Source organism: Rhodonellum psychrophilum GCM71 = DSM 17998 (genome assembly GCF_000381545.1).
GTDB classification, from domain to species: Bacteria; Bacteroidota; Bacteroidia; order Cytophagales; family Cyclobacteriaceae; genus Rhodonellum; species Rhodonellum psychrophilum.
On record NZ_KB906675.1, the window covers coordinates 208,417 to 231,406 of the forward strand.

Consider the following 22,990-nt stretch of genomic DNA (forward strand, 5'->3'; position numbering starts at 1 on the left):
CGGGACAAAACATTTGGTCAGCAGACGAGTATTATCATTATCTATGAAATTAGGACAAGTTACGATTGTAGACATTGCCAAAGAGTTGAATATCTCCCCATCGACAGTTTCCCGGGCATTGAAAGACTATCCGGGAATCAGTGATGAGACAAAAGAAAAAGTGAAAGCTTTGGCAGCAAAATGGAGCTATCGGCCCAATGCCGTGGCCATGAGCTTGCGGAGAAGCAAATCTTTCACCATCGGTGTGATCATCCCTGAAGTGGTTCATTTTTTCTTCTCAACAGTCATCAGTGGAGTGGAGGAAATCGCGTTTTCAAATGGCTACAATGTCATTCTTTGCCAAACAAATGAAAGCCTTGCCAGAGAAAAATCGAGTATAGAGACAATGCTTTCCAATCAGATTGATGGGCTGTTGGTGAGTTTTTCTAAGGAGACAGTTGATTTTGAGCACTTCAAAAAATTGATTGACATCAACTTCCCCATTGTCTTTTTTGATCGGGTTCCCGACCTTGAGAATACAGTAAATGTCACCGTCAACGATTTCCAAGGAGCTTTCGAGGCTGTCAAGCACTTGATCGCACAAGGCTGTACAAAAATCGTTCATCTCGCAGGACCCAAAAATCTGGACATCAGCAAGCAAAGGCAAAAAGGCTATATGGAAGCCTTAAAGCAGGCCAATATCCCGCTGAATCAGGATTGGATCATTGAATGCCCGAAAGGCACGCAGGAAGAAAGTTTTCAGATCACCAAAGAAATTTTCGAAAAATCACCTGTTCCGGACGGGGTGTTTGCCTCCAATGATATCGCTGCGGCGGGCAGCATGATGGCACTCAAATCGCTAGGCCTTAAAATACCAGAAAATGTCGGAGTCGTTGGCTTCTCCGATTGGCAGTTTTCGGCAATGATTGACCCACCGCTTTCCACGGTTTCCCAACATGGGTTCAATATTGGTCAAACAGCCACTAAATTGCTTTTGGACCTGATCGACAAGAAAAAAGAGGCCATCACCACCAGGGAACACCGAACCATAGTGCTGGAAACTGAGCTCATTATCCGGCAATCTTCCCAAAGAAAAAAATTCTAGGTTAATTTTCATGTTGGCCGCTTTATTTGTGCAAACGTTTGAATAGGGCCATATTTTTTGTTTTGGGGCATTAATTCTTGCGTTGTTCGCCAGGGTCTGCTCCGCTTCTTTTGCCATTGTTTTTTACTTTGATTTTCCTTCCTAAATTAGATTTTTGCAATTGCCCAAATTAAAACATACAGCTTAAATTACCCATACAAATGACGGAAGTGACCAATAAAAGAAAGGGAAAGCAAAACCTTGCCATAGGAGAAGTTCAATCTTGGGAAAAATCGGAAATTGGAATCTCTGGAAAAACTTCCGAGGCTAATTTTTCGATCACTTTGTATGAAGTGCACACCATCCGGATTCAGGTGAGCAAAGACGATGATTTTTCCCCAAATCCCTACAGCGTCATTGGAAGCCCAAAAAAATTGGATTTCACTGTTGTGGAAAATGACAAATTTATTTCTCTTGAAACTTCAAAAATCCATGTTCAAATTAATCTTTCCCCATTTGGCCTGACCTTTTTAAGCCCGGATGGGATGGTTTTGAATCAAGATGATCCAGCTTTTGCGGTTTCATGGCTGGGTACAGAAGTTAGCAATTACAAAAAAGTTCAGAAAAAGGAGCGATTCATCGGGCTGGGTGAAAAAACAGGAAATCTCGATAGGGCTGGACGTGCCTATACCAACTGGAACACGGATTATTTTGCCTATGGGGTGAATGATGATCCGCTCTATATGTCCATCCCATTCTACATAGGATTGCACAATAATCTGGCTTACGGTATATTCTTTGACAACTCCCACAAGACCGTTTTCAATTTTGGTGCTTCCAACAACCGATTTGTATATTACAGTGCTGAAGATGGGGATTTGGATTATTATTTTTTCCACGACTCGACTGTTTCAGGAATCATCAGTGCATACACCACATTGACGGGACGCATGGAGATGCCACCGCTTTGGTCTCTTGGATTCCAACAGTGCCGGTATTCCTATTATCCTGATTCAGAAGTGATGACACTAGCCAACACTTTTCGTGAAAAAAACATGCCTGCAGATGTCATCTACTTGGATATCCACCATATGGAAAAGTACAAGGTATTCACCTTTGACGGCGAAAAATTCCCCAACCCAAAGGCGATGGTAAGCAGCTTGAAGGAAAAGGGATTTAAGGTGGTCGTGATCATGGATCCTGGAATCAAATCCGATCAAGATTACCTTCCTTATGCCGAAGGCAGAGAAAAAGGACTTTTTGTGGAATATCCCGATGGGGAAATTTATGAAGGACAGGTTTGGCCGGGCTGGTGTGCTTTCCCGGATTTCACCAAAACAGAAACCAGAGCATGGTGGGCCGAAAAAATGGCTTTCTATCAAGAAATCGGAGTAGATGGCTATTGGACGGATATGAATGAACCGGCTTCTTGGGGTCAGTTTACACCAAATCTCTTGAACTTCCATTATGAAGGAGAAGAAGTCAGCCATCGAAAAGCCAGGAATATTTATGGTCTTCAGATGGCAAGAGCTGCGATGGAGGGAAGTTTGCTTCACAATCCCGAAGAAAGACCCTTTGTCCTAAGCAGATCGGGATTTTCAGGTATCCAACGTTTTGCCGCTGCCTGGACAGGTGATAATGTGGCCAGCGAAGAACACATGATGGCGGGCATTCGCCTGGTCAATAGCCTGGGCCTCAGCGGTGTGTCTTTTGCTGGATATGATGTCGGAGGATTTTGTGGAGAATCCAGCAAATCGTTGTTTGCCAGATGGATGAGTATTGCCACTTTTGCGCCACTCTACAGGGCCCATTCCATGATCAACAGCAATGACGCAGAGCCTTGGTCATTTGGGGAAGAAGTGGAAGAAATTTCCAGAAATTACATGAAGCTTCGGTATCGTCTACTGCCAACTCTATACAGCGGATTTTATAAAAGCACTGTCGATGGCTTGCCGATTGCCAGGAGTCTTGCCATCGATTTCCCACATGATCCCCTTGTGTATGAAACGGCTTACCAAAATCAATATATTTTCTGTGATAAATTCCTGATCGCCCCTGTAGAAAGCACCAAGGAAATCGCCAAAGTATATCTCCCCGAGGGAGAATGGTATTACCTCTTCAATGATCAAAAATATTCGGGCAATCAGGTGATTTACGTCGATACCCCCTTGAATTACCTACCGGTTTTTGTAAAAGCAGGATCTGTACTGGCCCTACAATCAGACGTTTCGCATACAGGTGAAAAGCACGATGGGATTTTAAGACTTCATTTTTACAACAGCAAAGGAAAAGCCCAGTATCTGCACTACGAAGATGATGGACATAGCATGGCATATAAAAACGGTGGATTTTTCAAAAGGGAAATCGAATGGACATCCACAGGAGAAATGCTCCATTTCAGAAAATCTGAGGGGCAGTTTGCCTCAGCATTCCACTCTATAAAGCTTCTTTTTCACGGCTTGGATATCAAAAAAATCAAATTTGCTGGAGAGCTTATAACAACCAAGAAGGAAAACATGGCTTTTCTGGATAAACTTTCTGAATTCGATCCCTTACCGGATCAACTCCACCCCTACTTTGATATAGAGGAAATCCAAAGCGTCACCATTGATCATCTGGCTGAAGCCTTTTCGATTGAACTCCAATAGAAATCCAATACAACCCATAACCGTTAATTATCAATTGCCCCAAAATAATGCTAAAAATCATAGAAAAACCGCGCCTCAATTTTTGGCAGATCTGGAACATGAGTTTCGGGTTTCTGGGCATTCAATTTGGCTTCGCGCTTCAAGGAGGTTTTATGTCTCGTATTTTCCAAACCCTTGGTGCGGAGAAAGATGCGATTCCGCTGCTTTGGATAGCCGCACCCTTGACCGGACTGTTGGTGCAGCCCATCGTGGGTTACCTCAGCGATAGGACTTGGCATCCAACCTTCGGAAGGAGGAAACCATTTTTCTTTATTGGTGCAGTCTTGAGTACTGCCGCTTTGTTTTTCGCCCCTTATTCAAGTGCGTTGTGGATGGCGGCAGGATCACTTTGGATTTTGGACGCATCCATCAATATCAGCATGGAACCCTTCAGGGCCTTGGTTGCAGACAAACTACCAGACAGTCAACGGTCCTATGGATTTGTGGTGCAGACCTTGATTATCGGGATAGGCACTTGGGTGGCGAGTAATCTCCCTTGGATGATGACCCAGATCGGTATCCCGAACACAGCAGAACCAGGGATCATCCCCGATTCGGTTAAATTTGCATTTGGGATAGGCGCTTTTGTATTGTTAAGTTCCATTCTCTTTACCATTTTCAAAACCGAAGAGTACCCACCCGAAGACCTACAAATCTTCCAAAGGGAAAATGAGGAAAGCAAAGGTTTTTTCAATGGATTCAAGGAGATTTTCAAAAACATTGCGGAGATGCCTATGGTGATGAAAAAATTGGGATTGGTTCAGTTTTTCTCTTGGTTTGCATTTTTCACGATGTGGAGTTTCGCCACTCCAGCCATTACCGAACACATTTTCAAATCCACCGATACGGCTTCCGTGGCGTATAACGATGCTGCGGACAGCGTTGGGAATTATCTTGGAACCTATGGTCTGGTTTCCATGTTTTTTGCTTTGATTTTGGCATTTGTCACCAGCAAAATGAAAATCAACCGAAAATTGGTGCACATGTTCAGTTTGATCGCTGGCGGATTTGGTTTTATCCTGATCTATTATATTTCAGCGCCTTGGATGCTCCATATTTGCTTTGCTTTGGTGGGGATTTCTTGGGCAAGTATCCTTTCCATGCCCTACGCCATGCTTTCGGGTACGGTAAATCCCAAGCAAATGGGAGTTTATATGGGTATTTTCAACATGTTTATCGTAATCCCGCAGATTGTGGCTGCTTTGGGGGGCATCAATTTCTTGTATAAATTCTTGTTTGGCGAGGAAGTTATCTTTACTATGGTTTTGGCGGGGACTTCATTGATTCTTGCTGGATTGTGTAACCTTCTGATCACCGATAGAGGCGCCACACATGATGTTTGATCTCCACTTATCCATCCCAAAGGATGCACATCCAGAATTGAAATTTGTTTGATTTAAAGAGATTATATTAGAATTCTCAATGGAGCAATAATTTCGAAAAAATTTGATTATGGAAACTATAAGAATCATAGGCGTACCAGAACATTTTAATTATGTGTGGGAAAAAGTGGTGGAAAGTCAACCTTTTTTAGATCAGGAAATCAAGCTGGAGTGGCAAAATGAATCCAGAGGTTCGGGAGAGATGAACAAGGCGATTCGGGAAGGGAACGCAGATGTCGCCATCGTACTGACAGAAAGTTTTGTGAAAGATAAAATAGAGGGTAACCCCGGAAGTATTATCGGGTTTCATGTCAAATCCCCTTTGGTTTGGGGTATTCATGTTTCCGGAAGGTCCAAAGTGACTGAATTGGGAGAATTAAAAAATGCACCTTTTCTCATCAGCAGGTTTGGTTCAGGTTCTCACCTAATGGCTTTTTTGTTGGCCGAAAGAGAAAAATGGGATTTCAGTGTTTTGGAGTTTGAGGTTATTGGCAATATGGAAGGTGCCAAAAAAAGTTTTATCAGTGATATTCCGAAGACTTTTCTTTGGGAAAAATACACCACCAAACCTTTGGTTGACCAGGGTTCTTTCAAGAGAATTGGCGAAATACCGACGCCTTGGCCCTGCTTTGTGATCGTGGCATCCGATGAATCCATTCAAAAACACCGTGAAATATTACGAAAATTGAGGGATTTGGTCTATGAAAAATCAAGTACGCTCCGTGCTGACCCTGATTTCCCGATCCAGTTGAGCGATAAATACGGGATTTTACAGGAAGATATTCAAGCTTGGCTTAAGCAAACCCAATGGGCGGAAGATTCTCGGGTGGATTTGGAGATTTTCGAAAACACAATGAACATTTTAAAAAGATTGGGATTGATCCAGAAAAAAATAAGTCCAGACAATTTTGTTTTTAAACCACTTGTGCAGGCAAAGTAATGGTGGATTTGCGTAAGGTAAGGGTTATCAAGGTACCCTTACCTTTTTCACTTTGAATTTCCATGGCCCCGTCCATCATAGGGATGATCTTCTTACAAAGGAGCAAGCCCAAGCCTGTGCCCCGTTCCTGTTCCGTTCCCATACTTGATTTCATAAGCATATCCACTCCAGTAATGGCCTCCACTTGCTCTTTTGTCATACCGATGCCATAATCTTGGATTTTCAATATAGTGTTGAGAGCTGTCTCTTCGGTAAAAACAGCTATCACCCCTCCTTTTTTGGAAAATTTAAGGGCATTGCTAATAAAATTACGCAAAACTACTTGTAACAGATCCTTGTCGGCCATTATCAACGCGTTTTCCTGAATGAGAATTTTAAAGCTTACATTTTTTGTACTGGCCTGATATTGAAATAGGTTTAAACAAGGCAGGATAACTTCAGAAACTTCCAATTCCGCCATATTCACCCTAAACCCATCCAGTTGTGTACGTGACCAATTGAGTAAATTGTCAAGGTTGACAAACAAGGCATCCACATCACGTTTTAAGGTATTGGAAATGGATTCAAATTCCTCTTTGCTCAGTTCCTTTTGATGGATCAAATCCAATACGCCTTTCAGTTGTGCAACAGGTGCTCTCAGATCATGGCCAAGAATCGAAAAAAGGGAATTCTTGGTAGTATTGGCATCTTGAAGTTCCAAAGATTTAATTTCCAATTCCTTCTTTTGAAGGTTTACTTTTACCTGCTCCTGTTTGAGGTTTATGTTGGTGACTTCGGCCTTTCTATTCAGGATAAAAAGCCAAATTAAAAATATCACGAATACAACCGCGGCAAGCGTCATAAAAAACACAGTCTTTTCCACCGATTCCAATTTGATGGCTTTAAGTTCATTCTCGGATTTTAAATAAAGAAGTTCCGTCTCTGACTTCTCTACCTCAAACATTCCCTGTACCAAGGCCAATCGGTTCATGTCTGATTCAGAATCAAGTTCTTGATTGAGCTCGATATAAGATTTTTGATAAATAAATGCTTTTTGTATATCTCCGGATTCCTCATAAGCCTTCGCTAAATTTTTATAGATTTGGAGCAATTCATCCCTAAAGGAGTTGGATCGCGCTAGCTCCAAGCCTCTTTCCAGTACTTGAATAGATTTGGAAATCTCCCCATTCTTAAGATATGCATTGCCCAATCTGTGCAACACGGAGGTTTCAAATGATTTCAATTTCTGATGCGAGCTTACTTCCAAAGAGTGCTTATAGGTATCAATGGCCTTTGACAATTCCCCTTTACCCATGTGGATATCTCCGATTACCCGATTTGTAAAACTGTAAAAATAATGAGAACCATCTTGTTCATTTACTTTCAAGGCCTCCAAGGCATAAACCATTGCCGAATCCAACTCCCCAATTAGGGAAAAATTCAATGCAATATTGTTCACACTCCTGATCTTGACATAGGGATCATTTAATTGAAGTCCCAGACCATAAGCTTCCTTGAATTTTTTGAGCGCTTCTATATAATTTTTTTGCTGGTAGTAGAGCGCTCCAAGATTATTCAGCACCATGGCTACCTCTCTATAATCGCCTTGAGAAACCCCTATGGTATAGGCAGTTCTAGAATACCTGAAAGCTGGCTCCCATTTTCCCAAACGGTAATAGATCCAGCCTATATTCCCCATTGCCCTACCCAATCCCAGACTATCTTGGAATTCTACCGCCATTTTTTCGGCAGTTTCTCCATAGGACAAAGCCTCCTCCAAATCCAGTTCCCTTAATAAAAAAGTTAGCTTGTTCAGGGCATCAATTTTTAAGGAACCATTTGGCTGTTGGCGGATTACCTGTTTCAAGCTATCCGTATTCTTTTGCCTCGCATCAGTAAAATTCGGAATAATGACGATAACAATCAAAAAAATGAAGGTTCTATACATGCTTGGAATCAGGAGCGTTATTTCATGAATATTAGAAAACAAGTTGCATATAATCAATGGATTATACAACAAAAGCGGGGAATCCGAATCAGCTTTTATTGCATAATCCATTAAATTGATCAGACTCTGAGGAGTGGTTTTTTAATTTTAATAATTCGTAATCGGGTCTTACCACCTAAGATCAAAACATTTCCCAGTTCCAATCCTGATTCATTTGAGAGATGGCATGGTGTGCTGTCAAGTCATATTGACAAGGGACAATGGAAACATAATTGTTGGCGATTGCCCATTCGTCATTGTCTTCTCCCTTATCAAAATTGACAAAATTGCCCGCCATCCAAAAATAATTGCGTCCATTGGGATCAAAGCGTTCCTCAAAAACTTCTTGCCATTTTGCATGTGCTTGGCGACAAATCTTGATTCCTCTGATGGATTCGTTTCTTTTTGGGGGAAAGTTCACGTTTAGTGCAACTCCCTTGGCCATGCCATGATCCAGTACCTGCTTGCAGATTTTGTAGACATATTCTTCCAAATGGTCAAATTCGGCCTTGGAAGAGTAATCACAAAGACTAAAACCGATAGAAGGGTATCCTTCCAAAGCACCTTCTATTGCCGCCGACATGGTTCCCGAGTAGAGCACTGAGATGGAGGTATTGCTTCCATGGTTGATGCCACTGACCACCAGATCAGGCTTTCTTTCTTTCAACACATGATGTTTGGCCAATTTCACACAATCCGCGGGTGTACCACTGGATTTGAATGCAACTACATCCTCAAAAATATCTTCTTCATATAACCTGAGTGTCTCACCGATGGTGATGGCATGACCCATTCCGGATTGTGGGCTATCGGGTGCCACGACGACTACGTCACCCAGTTTTTTCATAATGCTAACTAATACCCTGATGCCTTTAGATGTTATTCCATCATCATTTGACACAAGAATAAGGGGCTTTTTTGACATAAATAATTAATTAAGTTGGTTGTAATAAGCTGTAATCCTCAGTAAATCACCTCTTTTGTCGTGTGAAAGTCTATTTTTTCTCATGAACAGCTCGACTTCATCTGCCCTATTTCCAAAAAAATCAAACAGCTCTTTTTTCTTTTGCGAATACTTCTGGATTTTACCATCCTTGAAAAAGTAATAATTGAAGGCCAAGCGATGTGCACCCATCATTTGGGGTCCCCACATGGGGTTCATCATCATCGATCCATACATACCCACCCCTCTGTTGTCTGTGGCGATATACTCTCTACAGAGCAAAGCAATATCATCTCCCTGAGTGAGGATTTCGAAGAAAACCGGTGTTTCGTAATCTGTGGCCAAAGCATAGGGGAGCGCATAAAACACCCTTATTCCGCCATAGATTTCATCAAATATTTCAAATTGGGACACATTTGAGGCGCCAAAAGTCTCCAAGTTCTGGTCCTGCATCTGAACTAGATTGTTATCAAGATCATATTTGATATTGCCTTGAAATACCTGACCCGCATTGGTGATTATTTTCCCTTGGTGCCAAATCTGCGAAGGAAACTGATTCTGTTGTGCAATCAGATGTTGGCCCATAAAGAATATGAAAAGAGAAGAAAGCAGTATCTTATTCATATCGATTTGTTTTTTGGTGTTACTAACTAAGTAACGCATTTGGGCAAGGATTGGTTGATTGAGCATCCAATTTTATAAAACAAAATACCCCGATTGCTCAGGGCATTTTGATCATTTGTTTTTCATGATGGTATGCCCCATCTTGTCGCGCTTGGTAGCCAGGTATTTTTCGTTGTGTGGATTCGAAAGGATCTCGATGGGAATCTGTTCTACTATTTCAAGCCCATAACCCAAAAGGCCAACTCTTTTAGTAGGGTTGTTCGAAATCAAACGGATTTTGCTTACTCCCAAATCCCTAAGAATCTGAGCTCCTACCCCGTAATCACGGTTGTCCATTGGAAATCCCAAGGCAAGATTTGCCTGAACGGTGTCCATTCCCTGCTCTTGAAGTTTATATGCCTTCAGCTTATTGATCAACCCAATTCCTCTTCCTTCCTGATTCATGTACAGCACAACCCCTTTCCCCTCCTTCTGGACCATTTCCATGGCGTGGTGAAGCTGTGATCCACAATCACATCGACAGGAACCGAATATATCACCTGTAATACAGGAAGAATGTACCCGCACCATGACCGGTTCGTCTATGGCCCATTCCCCTTTGATCAAAGCCAAATGATGGTCACCGGTATTTGTTTGTTGAAAAGCGATCAGATCAAAATCTCCCCACTCTGTAGGCATACTGACGCCAATCTCGCGCTTGATCAAGCTTTCGTTTTTGAGCCTATAGGCGATTAGATCTTTGATGGAAACGAGTTTCAGGTTAAATTTTTTGGCCACTTCGAATAAATCGGGAAGCCTGGCCATCGTACCGTCTTCATTCATGATTTCTACCAAGACTCCTGCGGGCGAGAAGCCTGCAAGTCTTGCCAAATCTATGGCTGCTTCCGTATGACCAGCCCTTCTGAGCACACCACCCCGCTTTGCTTTAAGCGGGAAAATATGTCCCGGTTTCCCCAATTCATCGGGGTGAATGCTGTCGTCGATCAGTGCCTTGATTGTTTTGGCACGGTCACTAGTAGAAATACCCGTGGTGCATCCATGGCCTACAAGGTCTACGGATACAGTGAATGGGGTTTCAAAAGCAGCAGTATTACTTCCCACCATTAATTGGAGACCTAATTTTTCGCAACGGTCTTCAATCAGTGGGGCACAGATCAAACCTCTTCCGTGAGTGGCCATGAAGTTGATGATTTCCGGAGTGACTTTTTCTGCTGCACAGACAAAATCACCTTCATTTTCTCGGTCTTCATCATCCACCACGATGATTACCTCACCATTCTTAATGGCTTCAATTGCTTCTTCTATGGTATGGAGTTGATTTTCTTGAGACATGTTAGTTTGTTGAATGCTATTATTTAGAGCCTGTAAAATTACATGCTTTGTTGATGAAAACTGTATTTACCCAATTAAAGTTTGGTTTATGAACTGATAACAATCCCCAACTGCCGATCGATTTCAACCTGAAATTTCTTCAATTCCATATAAACCATCTGACTTTGGGAGATTTCTTCATCGCTGGCCTTTTGGGCTTCTCCTTCTTTGATTTTGTGAATGGCTTCTTCCAGCATTTTTTTGAGCACTTTCTGCTTCAGTCGCAAAATACTGTCGTACACCGATTTGGCAAGGTCATCTGCCTCATCGGGGGTGAAAATCTGATGTCTATCTTCCCAAAGTTTTGAAATCTCATGCCTGCGGGTGATCATATTGATGACTTCTTTTTTTACCTCTGGGTCAGGTGAATCCAAAAAATATTCCGGTCTGGGAAGCAAACCATCCGATAAGGCTTTTTTGTAAATCACGAGAATATTGACAAAAACCGGGGTCTCGAAATTCAATTCCGCTGTTTCCTGGAGTAAATATTCGCACACACGCAGGTCTTCCGAGACCATTTCAAATCCATAACTGACCAACATCCGCATCATTTCCCTTTCCTGGGCCATAAGCTGGGTAGTGTAGGAAACCGATTCTTTTTGAACGGGAAGATAGTCCTCAACGGGAGTTTCATTCTCCTCCCTTTGTTCTCTGTAAAACTGATCCTTCTGAACCTTCAAAAGGATTTTGTTCAATTCGATCTGGATGATCTCCTCTTCTATCTCAAGAAGATTGGCCGATTGGCGAATGTAAACCGAGCGAATAATCGGATCAGGGATTTTGGAAAGGCTTTGGACGACTTGTTTGATCAGGTCAGCCCGCTTGATGGGATCATTGGATGCTTCTTCAGCATACAAACTGATCTTGAAGGCGATAAAATCCTTTGAAAATTTTGCCAAGTATTCCTGAAAGGCGTTGGACCCGACCTTCCTGGAATAACTGTCTGGATCGTTTCCCTCCGGAAAGACGACAGCTTTCACGTTAAGCCCACCTTCCAAAAGCATGTCAATCCCCCTCAAAGACGCCTTTATTCCTGCAGCATCCCCATCAAAGAGCACCGTTACATTGTCCGTAAATCTTTTGATGAGCTTAATCTGGTTTTCCGTAAGGGAAGTGCCTGAGGAGGCAACCACATTTTCTATCCCGGAAAGATGCATCGAGACCACATCCGTGTAGCCTTCGACAAGGTAACAGTTGTCTTTCTCCCTGATGGATTTTTTGGCCTGAAACATCCCGTAAAGCACATCGCTTTTGTGATAGACTTCCGTCTCAGGGGAATTGATGTACTTGGGTTGTTTTTTGTCTTGGGTGAGAATCCTGGCACCAAAACCGATGGGTTTCCCTCCCAGATTGTGGATGGTAAAAGTTACCCTTCCCCTGAATCTGTCATACAGTCTTTCTGGCTCTCCTTCCTTTTGGAGGATCAGGCCTGCCTTCAACAAAATTTCCTCCGAATGTCCTGATTTTTTGGCGGCCTTGAGCAGATGGTCCCAACCGTCCATTGCATAGCCAAGATCAAATTTATCGATAATGGCTTGACTGAATCCCCTTTCCTTGAAGTAACTGAAACCTATGGCTTTTCCCTCCTCTTTCTGGAGATTCGCCACAAAAAAATCTTTTGCAAACCCCAATGCGATATAAAGACTCTCGCGTTCATTGAATGCCTGAATGTCTTGGGGAGTAACTTCTTTGTCTTCTTCAACCTCAATACCGTACTTCTGGGCCAAATGCCTTATCGCTTCGTTGAAACCCACCCCCTCAATGTCCATGACAAATTGGATAGGATCACCCGCTTTTCCACAACCGAAACATTTATAAATCTGCTTGGCAGGAGAAACCGAAAACGAAGGGGATTTTTCGTTGTGAAAGGGACAACAGGCCCAAAGGTTCTGACCTTTTTTCTTCAAAGGCACATAATCATTGACCACCTCCTCTATATCTGCCCGCTCTTTGACCTTGTCTGTAGTTCCTCTGCTAATGCCCATTGAATACACTTTGAAAATGCAAAGATAAAAAAAGTATTTGTGCAAAACATTAGCCTTAGAAATAGAGAAACCATTTGGATTGAAATCATGTTTCGTTTTTAACGCTAAAAGATCAATGCTATTCACCAGCCCAATCTTTTATTTAGAATAATTATAGACTAAATTGCAGCAATTATAAATCTTAAAGCATGAATATTAACAAAGAGCAGGTATTGAAAGCCCTATCCACAGTGGATGATCCGGATTTGAAAAAAGATTTGGTCACCCTGGGAATGATCCAAAACCTTGAGGCAGGGGGAAACAAAATCAGTTTCAGTGTGGTGTTGACTACTCCTGCTTGCCCATTGAAAGAAGTTATCAAGAACAATTGTGTTGAGGCTTTGGAAAAGGCTTTCGGCAAAGGTTTTGAACTCGATATTTTTATGACCTCCAATGTAACCTCCACCAGAGGGGATACACCGCTGCTCCCTCAAGTGAAGAACATCATCGCAATTGCTTCGGGCAAAGGCGGAGTCGGTAAATCCACGGTTTCCTGCAACCTTGCTGTGGCATTGGCCAATTTGGGTGCAAAAGTGGGGTTAATCGATGCGGACATTGCGGGACCATCTGTCCCCATCATGTTCAACGTGGAAGGAGAGCAACCCGCTGTGAAGCAGGTGGATGGCAAGAACACCATTTACCCAATTGAGCAATATGGTGTAAAATTGATGTCTATTGGGTTTTTGACGCCGGCGGATTCTGCCGTGGTATGGAGAGGTCCTATGGCAAGCTCAGCTTTGAAGCAATTCATCTCTGACGTAGCCTGGGGAGAACTTGATTATCTATTGATCGATCTTCCACCTGGCACATCTGATATTCATCTCACAATGGTGCAAACCATCCCCGTAACAGGGGCCGTGATTGTGACCACTCCTCAAAAAGTGGCCATTGCCGATGCTACCAAGGGTTTGACCATGTTTAGACAGCCACAAATAAACGTACCTGTTTTAGGTGTTGTGGAAAATATGGCTTATTTTACACCTGATGAATTGCCTGAAAACAAATATTATATTTTTGGAAAAGAAGGAGGACAAAAACTTTCCGAAAAATTCAATGTTCCTTTTTTGGGAGAAATCCCAATCGTGCAAAGCATCCGTGAAAGTGGTGATACGGGATACCCAGCAGTATTGAAAGATGGGATTACTAGAGAAGCTTTTTCCAAATTGGCTGAGAGTGTCGCGAGACAAGTTGCGATCAGAAATTCGGAAAAATCAAAGACAGAAGTGGTACATGTAAATTCCTAAAAATAGAATGAATACAGACATATTAAATAAAGTGGAAGAGGCGTTGGATACTATCAGACCTTATCTGGAAGCAGATGGAGGCAATGTAAGGGTCGTAGAAATCACAGAAGATATGGTGCTGAGATTGGAGTTGTTGGGGTCATGTAGCTCCTGCCCAATGTCCACTATGACTCTAAAGGCGGGTGTGGAAGAAGCTATAAAACGAGCAATTCCAGAAATCAACAAAGTAGAGGCTGTCAATATTGCCCTAGCTTAAATGTAAAGTAACAAGAATGAAAAGGATATTTCTGACACTTAGGATGGGTTTGGTCTTATCCTTTTTATTTATTTTACCCATTAGAAACACTTTTTCCCAAAATTTTTTCGGGAAAGCAATTGAACATCAGCACGATGAAAAGTGCGGCGCTCTCCATTTGGAAAAAATGCAGGAAGAGCTATTGGGCATCTATGGCAGTCGGGACTATTTCGAAGCATGGATGAACGGCAAAATGCAGGAAATCAAAAGACGTCCTGCCGCCCAATTCAAAACCCAAAATGGGCCTAGAATTATCCCAGTTGTTGTTCATGTCATTCACAATGGTACTGCCATAGGCGAAGGTGCCAATATTCCGGAGGCACAAATACAGTCCCAAATCCGAACATTGACAGAAGATTTTAGAAGACAAAATCCAGATATCGGCAGTACACCTTCTGAGTTTTTGGGAGTAGCTGCGGATGCACAAATCGAGTTTGTGCTGGCAAAACAGGATCCTCGGGGATTGCCAACCAGTGGAATCATGCGGGTCCAAGGGCCAAAATCCACATACAGCCCCAGCGATGCGGGCTTAATCGGACAGTTGGCTTTATGGCCACCGGATGAATACTTGAATATTTGGGTCGTGCCCCTGACCTCTCCATTTATTGGATTTGCGTCATTTCCAATTTCAGAATTGCCTGGCCTAAATTTCCCTTCCAATCCGGCCGAAACTGATGGTGTGACCATCGATTATCGTTATTTTGGGGAAGGAAACAATGCTGTCAGTGGTTCTCGCGGAAGAACCGCCACACACGAAGTAGGTCATTTTTTTGGACTGAGGCATATTTGGGGAGATGGGGATTGCAGTGTGGACGACTTTGTTGCAGACACGCCTTTACAGGGTTCTCCAAACAATTCTTGCCGCTTGGACAATCCAAGATTTTCGTGTGATCGCAGGGACATGGCCGAAAACTACATGGACTATACCCCTGATGCCTGCATGAATATCTTTACTGTCGGGCAAGTCGCCAGAATGAACGTGGTTTTGGAGTTCAGCCCCAGAAGATCTTCCTTGGTGAATAACAGGGCGACAATCGTCCCCCAATTGGTCAGCAATGATCTTGGTTTTGAAAGGATCATAAATCCACAGGATTTCATATGTACCAATCAAATCACCCCACAAATCCAAGTATTCAATTCTGGAACCAATCCAATCACCACTACCCAAGTTGAGATCAAAAACAATGGTGTGGTCTTGGAGACAAGAACATTCTCGGTAAACCTTACCACTGGTGAATCCACCATTCTCACTTTCAACCCCATCACTTTGAATCCTACGGGGAGCAATGAATTTGAGTCGAATATCCTGTTTGTCAACAACACTATTGACAATAACCCATCAAACAATCGGATCACATCCACTCCAAGTTTACAGACTGTCGTCTCACTGCCCTACTCCTATATCCCTGCTGATTTCAATACCAAATGGGTCATCGACAATCCAGATGGTGGCATCACTTGGGAACAACGCAACATGAATATATCAGGCGTAACCCAAAACGCCATTATGATCCGACATTATGAATATGACGGGGCAGGAGAACTGGATTATTTCATTTCCCCACAATTAGACCTGTCAGCCTTCCCAAATGCACAGTTAACTTTCAATTTGGCTCATGCACCATATGAAGCCAACGGTTTTGGTGATGCATTAATGATAGCGGTTTCAACCGACTGCGGAAACACCTTTGATATCTTGAATCCTCCCTACAACAAAGGCAGGGATTTTCTGGAAACATCTGCCCCCACTTTGGACGAATTTGTCCCTGTTTCAGAAAACCAATTCAGAAGGGAAATTGTCAATTTGGCCAAGTTCTCCGATTTCGGAAATGTTAGAATTGCATTTATCAGTAGAAATGGATACGGAAACAATATTTATATAAAAGACATTGAAATCCTATCTCAAGAGACTTTCCGATATGCCGTAAGAATCAATGAATTGGTGGAACCGAAGCCCATTACCAACGGAGAACATAGACAGGAAACTCTTTCCATCACGAATACCGGAAATCTCCCAGTCTCTGGATTTATGTTTACCAGACGGACAAACAACAATTCCCCACAATCCTTTCTTGCACGGGGTTTAGCACTTCCTGCTGGAGGAACCACCAACATCAACCTACCCAAGTCCACTTCCATGGGAATGAATTCATTGGGATATGCGCTGACGGCTCCAAATTTCGATCAAAACGACAGAGACCCAAGTACTTTGCTCAGGTATGTGGTACAAAATACAGAAAGTACACGTGCACCTTGGCGACAAAATTTTGACAATGCCACTTCCATCGGTCCTTGGGTAACGGTGAATCCCGAGAATAATTTTGAAGCTTGGGATTTGGCGGCCTTGCAAGTGGGTTCGACTGGAAGCAATGTTGCCAGAATCGATGCGCAACAAGCGCTCAACAGTTATTGGTTAGGCTCTCCTACCTTTGATTTGAGCATTAGCAGTCAAGCCAGTGTCTTCTTTGATAGGGCATCTGGCCCGGTTTCGGCTGGCACTGTTTTCAAATTGCTTGCCAGTAAAGACGGTGGTGTGACCTATCAGGAAGTATATCGAAAAACAGGAAATGAGATCAGCACCGTCCAGACAGGGCAGGTTAATCCAAATTCCTCAACCGACTATATTCGAGACTATGTAAATCTGACGGCCTTCGCCGGAAAAGGAAACGAAAAGAGTAGATTGGCTTTTGTGTTGGAAGGAGGCGAGGAGACAAACAGTACCTTGTACCTAAACAATGTCGAATTATTTCTTGCCGCAAATGAGGAACCTGTAAATCCAGGCTTGGGAAACACAGTCATTTACCCTAACCCGGCAAGGGAAATCTTCAATATCGCCTTTAATCTGGAGACTTTTGAAATGGTAAATATCCAGATTTTCTCAGCTACAGGAGCTTTGGTGCAGGACATTGATTATCCAAACACATTGAATCAGACATATTCCTTCAGCTCCCAACTCTTTTCTAAGGGATTATTCGTCGTGAAAATCACCAGCAGATCCATTACCGAAACCAGAAGGCTTATCCTGTATTAATTCCCTCATTTGAAAAAACCAGCAATTCCAAACAGTCTTGATTGAAATCTTTCAGGATTGTTTGAAATTGGGTACAGGATTTGCGCCCTGAATTTCAATTCAAATGAATACATTTGTGTTTGAAATTCAATTTTATTCAAACGCTATACGTTAGCTTAAAAAAAATACTACTCAATGGGTACCATAAAAGACTCCCTCAAAAAAATAAGTATTCATATTGCAGTCGTTATAGGTATAATCCTAATCCTTACATTAATTTTCCTCAACGTCTTTTTGCCTAACTACACCAATCATGGCCAGACGGTAACCGTACCTGATCTGGAAGGTTTCGAATATGCGGAGCTGGAGAAATATCTCAGTTCAAGGGATCTCCAGTTGGAGATCTCCTCAGACAGTGGGTTCAATGCTGAAAGCAAACCTCTTTCGGTAATCAAACAATCTCCAAAACCAGGAAGTAAGGTCAAGCAGGGGCGTAAGATTTATATCACCCTGAATGCCAAGAATGCCCCCTTGATCAAAATGCCGAATTTGGTTAACAGTCTCCTAAAAAATGTCCAGGAAATCTTGGCCAACAACGGATTGGTGAGAGGTGAAATCATCTATGTCCCAGATATAGGGATCAATGTAGTGCTTGAACAAAAATACAGAGGCAGAAACATCCCAGAGGGATTCGAAATCGCCAAAGGCTCCCAAATAGATCTTGTCGTCGGAGATGGATTGGGCAATCAAATCCTGGATGTTCCCAACTTAGTTGGTATGGATGAAATAGATGCGGAATTTTTGATTATCGGATCTGGATTGAGAATGGGAAGGATCAATTATGTCTCAACGGATACTGTTCCACAGGGCACCATTTTGCAGCAAATGCCCCCATTCGGTGCTGTAGTGAAAACTGGGGAACCAATTGATCTTTGGATCTCTGAGATAACCAAAGCCACCAATTTTTGATGAAAAAGGCAATAGCCATATTCTTGCTTAATTTCCTGTTGATTGCATTTTCAGGTAGCTGGAAGGCTTTTGCCCAATTCTCACAATTGCCTACGCCAGAAAGAGTTAAGGCTCAAAAAACCAAAAATCAAAATTTAAAAATAAAGGAATCTCCACTTAACATTCCTTTTTGGGATGATTTCTCAGCAGATGCAATCGATACTGCCAAGTGGATGGTAGAAGGAGTCACCAAGTCCAACACAGTAGGGAATTCCCCTCCGAGTTTGGGTGTCTTGCTTTTGGATGGGGTAGACAATACCGGTAAACCCTATGCAAATGCCCCGACAGCGCAGGGATTGACAGATCGAATTACCTCAAAACCAATTGATCTTTCCAATCTGACATCCCAGGAAGCAAATACTTTGTTTTTGAGTTTTTACTGGCAAGCGGGAGGAAAAGCGGAATTGCCGGATGCTAGGGACGAATTGACCTTGTTGTTTTTGGATGGCCAGGGTATTTGGACGGAAGTCTGGAGCCAAGCCGGAGGTTTTGAAGATAACCAACAAGTATTCACGCCTGAAACAATTGCTGTCCCCCCCTCCTATCAGCATGCCGCATTCCAGTTCCGCTTTCAAGCCCGTGGAAGAAGTTCAGGACCATTTGACAGCTGGCTTTTGGATTATGTGTTTCTGAACAAGGACCGGTCCGCAAATGCATCCTTTTTTGACGACCGATCCCTCACCAGTACGAATGACAGACCATTTGAAAAGCACAGTGCCGTCCCCCTTTTTGAATTGAAGAGGAATCCGGAAAGATATTGGGCTAAAACCAGAAATGAGTTCAACAACCTCAGCAATCGATTTAGGGCAATGGAATTTACGGTCGAAATCAGGGAAAGGAACAGCCAAGCTATACTTCAAAAGATTAACAATAACACACCTTTCAATCCTGTACCCTTGGCACTGGAAAGACGTTCTTTTTCCAGCAATGATTTTCTCAACATCAAACTTCCTGATACCCAACAAGATTGGGAAATCCTAACCTATCTCAGTTCCGGCGATGAATTTCTCTTCAAATTGATTGATGGAGACACCTTGTTTTTTGATGCCGTCGATTATCGGGTCAATGATACGGTAAGAACAACACTTCCTTTGAGGGACTATTTTGCGTATGACAATGGATCAGTGGATTATTCGGCAGGAATCAACCAAAGGTCTGGGATGCTTGCTGTTCGGTATGAAATCGATGAATTGACCTATTTAACAGGCATAAGCATCAATTTCACGAATTTCAACCAAGTAGGCAGAGGTGTGGATTTGATGGTCTGGAATGATCTGGATGAACCACCGGTAATCGTCAAAGAAATTCTGATCCCAGAGAGTAGGGACATACAGGAATTCTCCTTTTTTGAATTCGACACCAATGTCCAAGTAAATGATATTTTCTTTGTGGGGTTTATGCAATTTACCAATGATTTCATTCACGTCGGTTTGGACAAAACCAAGGACAATGCAACTGAGATTTTCTATAATGTCAGTGGAAGCTGGCAACAAAACGAAAGTGTCACTGGTTCGCTGATGATTCGGGCACATTTAAATCCAGAGGCACCTGTCACCGAAGAATCAGAAGCGCCTCCAAAACCAGTTGCCTACCCAAATCCTGTCGAGGATAAATTATTTGTAGAAGGAGTGTTTGATTCAATCGTGATTTATGATTCATTTGGCAGGATATTAAACTTGGCCTCTGAGGATTTCCAAAAAGGAAAAATCATTAATTTTGCGGGACTTCAGAAGGGTGTATATTTAATTAAGCTTATCATCAACAAAGAACAAACATCAATTAGAATTTTAGTAAAATAGGATCAAAATGGAAGATATAACCGTAGAAGAATTAAAAGAACGCTTGGATAAAAACGAAATATTTCCTTTTATCGACGTTCGAGAAGAATGGGAATACGAAGAGGATAATCTTGGTGCATTGAATATCCCATTGAGTACTTTACCCCATCAGCTGTCAGAAATCGAAAAACACAAAGGGGAAGAAATCATCGTACACTGTCGCTCAGGAGCTAGAAGTGGAAATGCCAAGAAGTTCTTGGAAACCAAGGGCTACTACAAAGTTAGAAATGTACTTGGAGGAATAATTGCTTACAGAAACTTGGAGGAATAATTGGAAAGGATTGATCGATGATACAATCCTAACACTCTGAAATAATGACCACTTGCAAACAACAAAGAAGAGGGCTATTGAGTCCTCTTCTTTGGTTTATTAACCAGTCATAAAGGGTTGTGGGGTAAAACAAAGGATAAAAATCAAAATAGCGATCCAACCAATTATTTTTCTCTTTCTATCCAGCTCCTTGAGACCACTGACTTCTGGATGGACGATGCCCATCACCCTTCCCATCAAAAACCCAAAGAAGAGCCAACCACTGTATCCTTCGATAGTAGGGAAATAGAATGCCAGTAAATATTGTACTGTGGCCAATACCAATACAATTGCCCACCTCATCTGTAATGGCAGTCCAGCCTTCTGAAAACAGATAAACAGAAAGCCAATATAGAGTGGTAATGCAATGATAAGACTACTGAACTCATGATAGGGATTGATAATGCCCAGCCCTGCATAAAACAAAAAGGCAGTATAGAAGGCCAATGATATGTTTTTATGAATCCTTGGGAACAAACCAAAAATCACATGTCCCCCATCCAGTTGCCCAATGGGCAGCAGATTGAGTGCGGTAAAAAAAAGGGCCAGATAACCGGCAAAAATATAGGGATAATGGATGATTTCTGACATGTTGGGCATCCTTTCGGGATCCGCAAGTATCTTTTCCATTCCATAAAACAAAAGGTTATAGCCCATTTCCAGTGTGACATATCCTTCTTCTGCAGTGTGTCCCTCAAAATCTGGATCAAGGTATTCTGGATGGATTTCATAGATGTAATCCGCCTCAGGCAAATGTGTAAATCCATAAACCAATACAGCAAAGGCGATCACGAATCCCGCAATAGGACCTGCAACCCCTATATCAAAGAATTTTTTCCGGCTATTGATAAAACCTTTCATTCGGATGATGGCGCCAAAGGTTCCTAGAGATGGCACACCCAAAAAACCCAACCAAGCAGGGATAAAATAAGGCAAGGACGACTTCACACGATGCTTGATCGAGGTGAGCAAATGTCCCATTTCATGGATAAACAAGATACCGATAAAGGGAATCGAAAAATGAAGTGATTTCAAGAAGTATTCCCAGGTAAGGAACCCATCGTCTTTTCCAAGAATCGATTTTCCAAAAAGCCATTCCCCACCAGCAAGGGTGGTCGCGATCAAGGTAACAATAAACAGTATTCCGTGTCTAAGATATTCTTTTTTACTATACATCCTGAAAAAAACGAATTAGGGCTTTGTCGTGATTGATATGGAAAGTTTGTAACCCAACTTTTTTGGCCCCATTTAAGTTCTCCAAAAGATCATCAAAAAACAGGGTTCTTTCAGGTTGAACCCCAAGTTCCTGGATAACGGATTTATAAATTTCCTCGTCGGGTTTCGACAACCCCATTTCGTGACTGAAAAACACCCTGTCGAAAAGGACATTCAGGGAAGCCTCACCAGTATCCTCCAAGAGGATTTGATCCAGTTTGTCAACATGTATACTGTTGGTATTGCTCAGGACGGCAAGCCCAAAATCCTTACCCAGTTCCTTGATCAGTTCGATTCTTTCCATGGGAATGTGTTTGAGCAAGCTGTTCCATAGCTCATCGATTAACGCATCGCTCCAATCCTCCTGAAAATGATTTCTTACTGCATTTCGAAATTCTTCTGCACTGATCAAGCCCTTTTCAAAGTCTTTGTGAAATTTGGCTGGAAAAAAACTATTCGTCAATATGTGCTTATCATCGGTAAGTAGATTTTTTAACGTATTGATAGTAAATGCATAATCAATATCAATAATGACATTCCCCAAATCGAAGATCAAAAAATCGATGTTTTCGAGTTTTTTCATTGTGCGCAAGTTGTATAATTAAAACCAAATATGTAACATTGCAATCCGAAATGCAAGGTTTGGCCTTGAATTTCATGTTTCAATTCCTGCCCATGGCTTACCCAATAGTGATCGGGAGAAAAGGTCTTGAAATTTAAAATAATTGGGCCTATAGCTCATTCGGTTAGAGCAACTGACTCATAATCAGTAGGTGCTTGGTTCGATTCCAAGTGGGCCCACTTTTGATGCCACCTCTTTTGGTGGCATTTTTTGTTTATGGGACATTTTTTCCTTTATATCCTCTTTTCAACCCAATTGGATCGCTTCTATACAGGAGTGACCACATTAGCTGTACAAAAAAGAATAGAAAACCACATCAACAAGAAGTATGGGGGCATAGTATCGGTATTTGATTCTTAAAAACTGGTGTGTAAAATTGGTTGTACCATGAGAACATTGGAAGGAAAAGTTAACTAAATGGCCTAAATCCGGATTGTTTGACTCTTGA

General features: G+C 42.2%; 18 protein-coding genes and 1 tRNA gene. 12 read left to right on the plus strand and 7 right to left on the minus strand.

The window, feature by feature from the left end; genetic code table 11:
• The first annotated feature begins 43 nt into the window (after positions 1 to 43).
• The 4 genes from F824_RS0106870 (at position 44) to F824_RS0106885 (ending at position 6,072) form a co-directional block, all read left to right on the plus strand.
• Positions 44 to 1,084, plus strand: a complete 1,041-nt coding sequence (locus F824_RS0106870) for a LacI family DNA-binding transcriptional regulator (RefSeq protein WP_019597131.1) — start codon at positions 44 to 46, stop codon at positions 1,082 to 1,084.
• 200 nt (positions 1,085 to 1,284) lie between these two features.
• Entirely contained in the window at positions 1,285 to 3,711 is a 2,427-nt protein-coding gene (locus F824_RS0106875; protein WP_019597132.1) for a glycoside hydrolase family 31 protein, read from the plus strand.
• Between the two features lie 47 nt (positions 3,712 to 3,758).
• A complete protein-coding gene (locus F824_RS0106880; protein ID WP_019597133.1) occupies positions 3,759 to 5,093 on the plus strand; it encodes an MFS transporter in 1,335 nt (444 codons plus the stop codon).
• A 109-nt stretch (positions 5,094 to 5,202) separates the two neighbouring features.
• Positions 5,203 to 6,072, plus strand: a complete 870-nt coding sequence (locus F824_RS0106885; protein ID WP_019597134.1) for a type 2 periplasmic-binding domain-containing protein — start codon at positions 5,203 to 5,205, stop codon at positions 6,070 to 6,072.
• On the opposite strand, the gene F824_RS0106890 is transcribed toward F824_RS0106885, so the two are convergent.
• The 5 genes from F824_RS0106890 to dnaG all read right to left on the minus strand — a co-directional run bounded on the left by F824_RS0106890 (position 6,047) and on the right by dnaG (position 12,961).
• Entirely contained in the window at positions 6,047 to 7,999 is a 1,953-nt protein-coding gene (locus F824_RS0106890; RefSeq protein WP_161629724.1) for a tetratricopeptide repeat-containing sensor histidine kinase, read from the minus strand. The two genes, F824_RS0106885 and F824_RS0106890, sit on opposite strands and share 26 nt — an antisense overlap.
• A 181-nt stretch (positions 8,000 to 8,180) precedes the next feature.
• Positions 8,181 to 8,963 (minus strand): 5'/3'-nucleotidase SurE, encoded by a 783-nt coding sequence (gene surE / locus F824_RS0106895; protein WP_026333544.1) that lies wholly within the window; start codon positions 8,961 to 8,963, stop codon positions 8,181 to 8,183.
• 6 nt (positions 8,964 to 8,969) lie between these two features.
• On the minus strand, positions 8,970 to 9,605 hold the full coding sequence (locus F824_RS0106900) for a hypothetical protein (RefSeq protein ID WP_026333545.1): 636 nt from the start codon (positions 9,603 to 9,605) through the stop codon (positions 8,970 to 8,972).
• A gap of 111 nt (positions 9,606 to 9,716) precedes the next feature.
• The gene (locus tag F824_RS0106905; protein WP_019597138.1) at positions 9,717 to 10,937 is read right to left on the minus strand and encodes a bifunctional 3,4-dihydroxy-2-butanone-4-phosphate synthase/GTP cyclohydrolase II; all 1,221 of its coding nucleotides are present in this window, start codon (positions 10,935 to 10,937) and stop codon (positions 9,717 to 9,719) included.
• Positions 10,938 to 11,023: 86 nt separating this feature from the next.
• Entirely contained in the window at positions 11,024 to 12,961 is a 1,938-nt protein-coding gene (gene dnaG, locus F824_RS0106910) for a DNA primase (RefSeq protein ID WP_019597139.1), read from the minus strand.
• Positions 12,962 to 13,149: 188 nt separating this feature from the next.
• Between dnaG and F824_RS0106915 the strand changes: the two genes are divergently transcribed.
• From F824_RS0106915 to F824_RS0106945, 6 genes are all read left to right on the plus strand, one after another.
• Positions 13,150 to 14,244, plus strand: coding sequence for an Mrp/NBP35 family ATP-binding protein (locus F824_RS0106915; protein WP_019597140.1), 1,095 nt, complete (start codon positions 13,150 to 13,152; stop codon positions 14,242 to 14,244).
• A gap of 7 nt (positions 14,245 to 14,251) precedes the next feature.
• Positions 14,252 to 14,500 carry a NifU family protein gene (locus F824_RS0106920; RefSeq protein WP_019597141.1) on the plus strand — a complete coding sequence of 83 codons (249 nt, stop codon included), beginning with the start codon at positions 14,252 to 14,254 and terminating at the stop codon, positions 14,498 to 14,500.
• Positions 14,501 to 14,516: 16 nt separating this feature from the next.
• Complete coding sequence (locus tag F824_RS0106925) at positions 14,517 to 17,570, plus strand: M43 family zinc metalloprotease (protein WP_019597142.1); 3,054 nt, start codon at positions 14,517 to 14,519, stop codon at positions 17,568 to 17,570.
• Between the two features lie 174 nt (positions 17,571 to 17,744).
• Entirely contained in the window at positions 17,745 to 18,518 is a 774-nt protein-coding gene (locus F824_RS0106935; RefSeq protein WP_019597144.1) for a PASTA domain-containing protein, read from the plus strand.
• Positions 18,518 to 20,356, plus strand: a complete 1,839-nt coding sequence (locus tag F824_RS0106940) for a T9SS type A sorting domain-containing protein (protein WP_019597145.1) — start codon at positions 18,518 to 18,520, stop codon at positions 20,354 to 20,356. Before F824_RS0106935 ends, F824_RS0106940 begins: the two co-directional genes overlap by 1 nt.
• A gap of 7 nt (positions 20,357 to 20,363) precedes the next feature.
• The gene (locus F824_RS0106945; RefSeq protein ID WP_019597146.1) at positions 20,364 to 20,666 is read left to right on the plus strand and encodes a rhodanese-like domain-containing protein; all 303 of its coding nucleotides are present in this window, start codon (positions 20,364 to 20,366) and stop codon (positions 20,664 to 20,666) included.
• 99 nt (positions 20,667 to 20,765) lie between these two features.
• On the opposite strand, the gene F824_RS0106950 is transcribed toward F824_RS0106945, so the two are convergent.
• Together F824_RS0106950 and F824_RS0106955 are read right to left on the minus strand one after the other, a co-directional pair.
• Positions 20,766 to 21,881, minus strand: coding sequence for a site-2 protease family protein (locus tag F824_RS0106950; protein WP_019597147.1), 1,116 nt, complete (start codon positions 21,879 to 21,881; stop codon positions 20,766 to 20,768).
• The gene (locus F824_RS0106955) at positions 21,874 to 22,503 is read right to left on the minus strand and encodes an HAD family hydrolase (protein WP_019597148.1); all 630 of its coding nucleotides are present in this window, start codon (positions 22,501 to 22,503) and stop codon (positions 21,874 to 21,876) included. Before F824_RS0106955 ends, F824_RS0106950 begins: the two co-directional genes overlap by 8 nt.
• Before the next feature lie 144 nt (positions 22,504 to 22,647).
• Here F824_RS0106955 and F824_RS0106965 point away from each other — a divergent pair.
• Both F824_RS0106965 and F824_RS28160 read left to right on the plus strand, forming a co-directional pair.
• A tRNA-Ile gene (locus tag F824_RS0106965) sits at positions 22,648 to 22,721 on the plus strand.
• A 37-nt stretch (positions 22,722 to 22,758) separates the two neighbouring features.
• Positions 22,759 to 22,902: a GIY-YIG nuclease family protein gene (locus F824_RS28160; protein WP_019597149.1), complete on the plus strand. Its 144-nt coding sequence runs from the start codon at positions 22,759 to 22,761 to the stop codon at positions 22,900 to 22,902.
• The last annotated feature ends 88 nt before the right edge of the window (positions 22,903 to 22,990 follow it).

Coding starts and splice junctions, on each gene's coding strand:
- F824_RS0106890 (WP_161629724.1), bottom strand. CDS start 7,999: ATGTATAGAACCTTCATTTTTTTGATTGTTATCGTCATTATTCCGAAT.
- F824_RS0106950 (WP_019597147.1), bottom strand. CDS start 21,881: ATGTATAGTAAAAAAGAATATCTTAGACACGGAATACTGTTTATTGTT.
- F824_RS0106945 (WP_019597146.1), top strand. CDS start 20,364: ATGGAAGATATAACCGTAGAAGAATTAAAAGAACGCTTGGATAAAAAC.
- F824_RS0106900 (WP_026333545.1), bottom strand. CDS start 9,605: ATGAATAAGATACTGCTTTCTTCTCTTTTCATATTCTTTATGGGCCAA.
- F824_RS0106925 (WP_019597142.1), top strand. CDS start 14,517: ATGAAAAGGATATTTCTGACACTTAGGATGGGTTTGGTCTTATCCTTT.
- F824_RS0106935 (WP_019597144.1), top strand. CDS start 17,745: ATGGGTACCATAAAAGACTCCCTCAAAAAAATAAGTATTCATATTGCA.
- F824_RS0106905 (WP_019597138.1), bottom strand. CDS start 10,937: ATGTCTCAAGAAAATCAACTCCATACCATAGAAGAAGCAATTGAAGCC.
- dnaG (WP_019597139.1), bottom strand. CDS start 12,961: ATGGGCATTAGCAGAGGAACTACAGACAAGGTCAAAGAGCGGGCAGAT.
- F824_RS0106940 (WP_019597145.1), top strand. CDS start 18,518: ATGAAAAAGGCAATAGCCATATTCTTGCTTAATTTCCTGTTGATTGCA.
- surE (WP_026333544.1), bottom strand. CDS start 8,963: ATGTCAAAAAAGCCCCTTATTCTTGTGTCAAATGATGATGGAATAACA.
- F824_RS0106920 (WP_019597141.1), top strand. CDS start 14,252: ATGAATACAGACATATTAAATAAAGTGGAAGAGGCGTTGGATACTATC.
- F824_RS0106915 (WP_019597140.1), top strand. CDS start 13,150: ATGAATATTAACAAAGAGCAGGTATTGAAAGCCCTATCCACAGTGGAT.
- F824_RS0106870 (WP_019597131.1), top strand. CDS start 44: ATGAAATTAGGACAAGTTACGATTGTAGACATTGCCAAAGAGTTGAAT.
- F824_RS0106880 (WP_019597133.1), top strand. CDS start 3,759: ATGCTAAAAATCATAGAAAAACCGCGCCTCAATTTTTGGCAGATCTGG.
- F824_RS0106955 (WP_019597148.1), bottom strand. CDS start 22,503: ATGAAAAAACTCGAAAACATCGATTTTTTGATCTTCGATTTGGGGAAT.
- F824_RS0106875 (WP_019597132.1), top strand. CDS start 1,285: ATGACGGAAGTGACCAATAAAAGAAAGGGAAAGCAAAACCTTGCCATA.
- F824_RS28160 (WP_019597149.1), top strand. CDS start 22,759: ATGGGACATTTTTTCCTTTATATCCTCTTTTCAACCCAATTGGATCGC.
- F824_RS0106885 (WP_019597134.1), top strand. CDS start 5,203: ATGGAAACTATAAGAATCATAGGCGTACCAGAACATTTTAATTATGTG.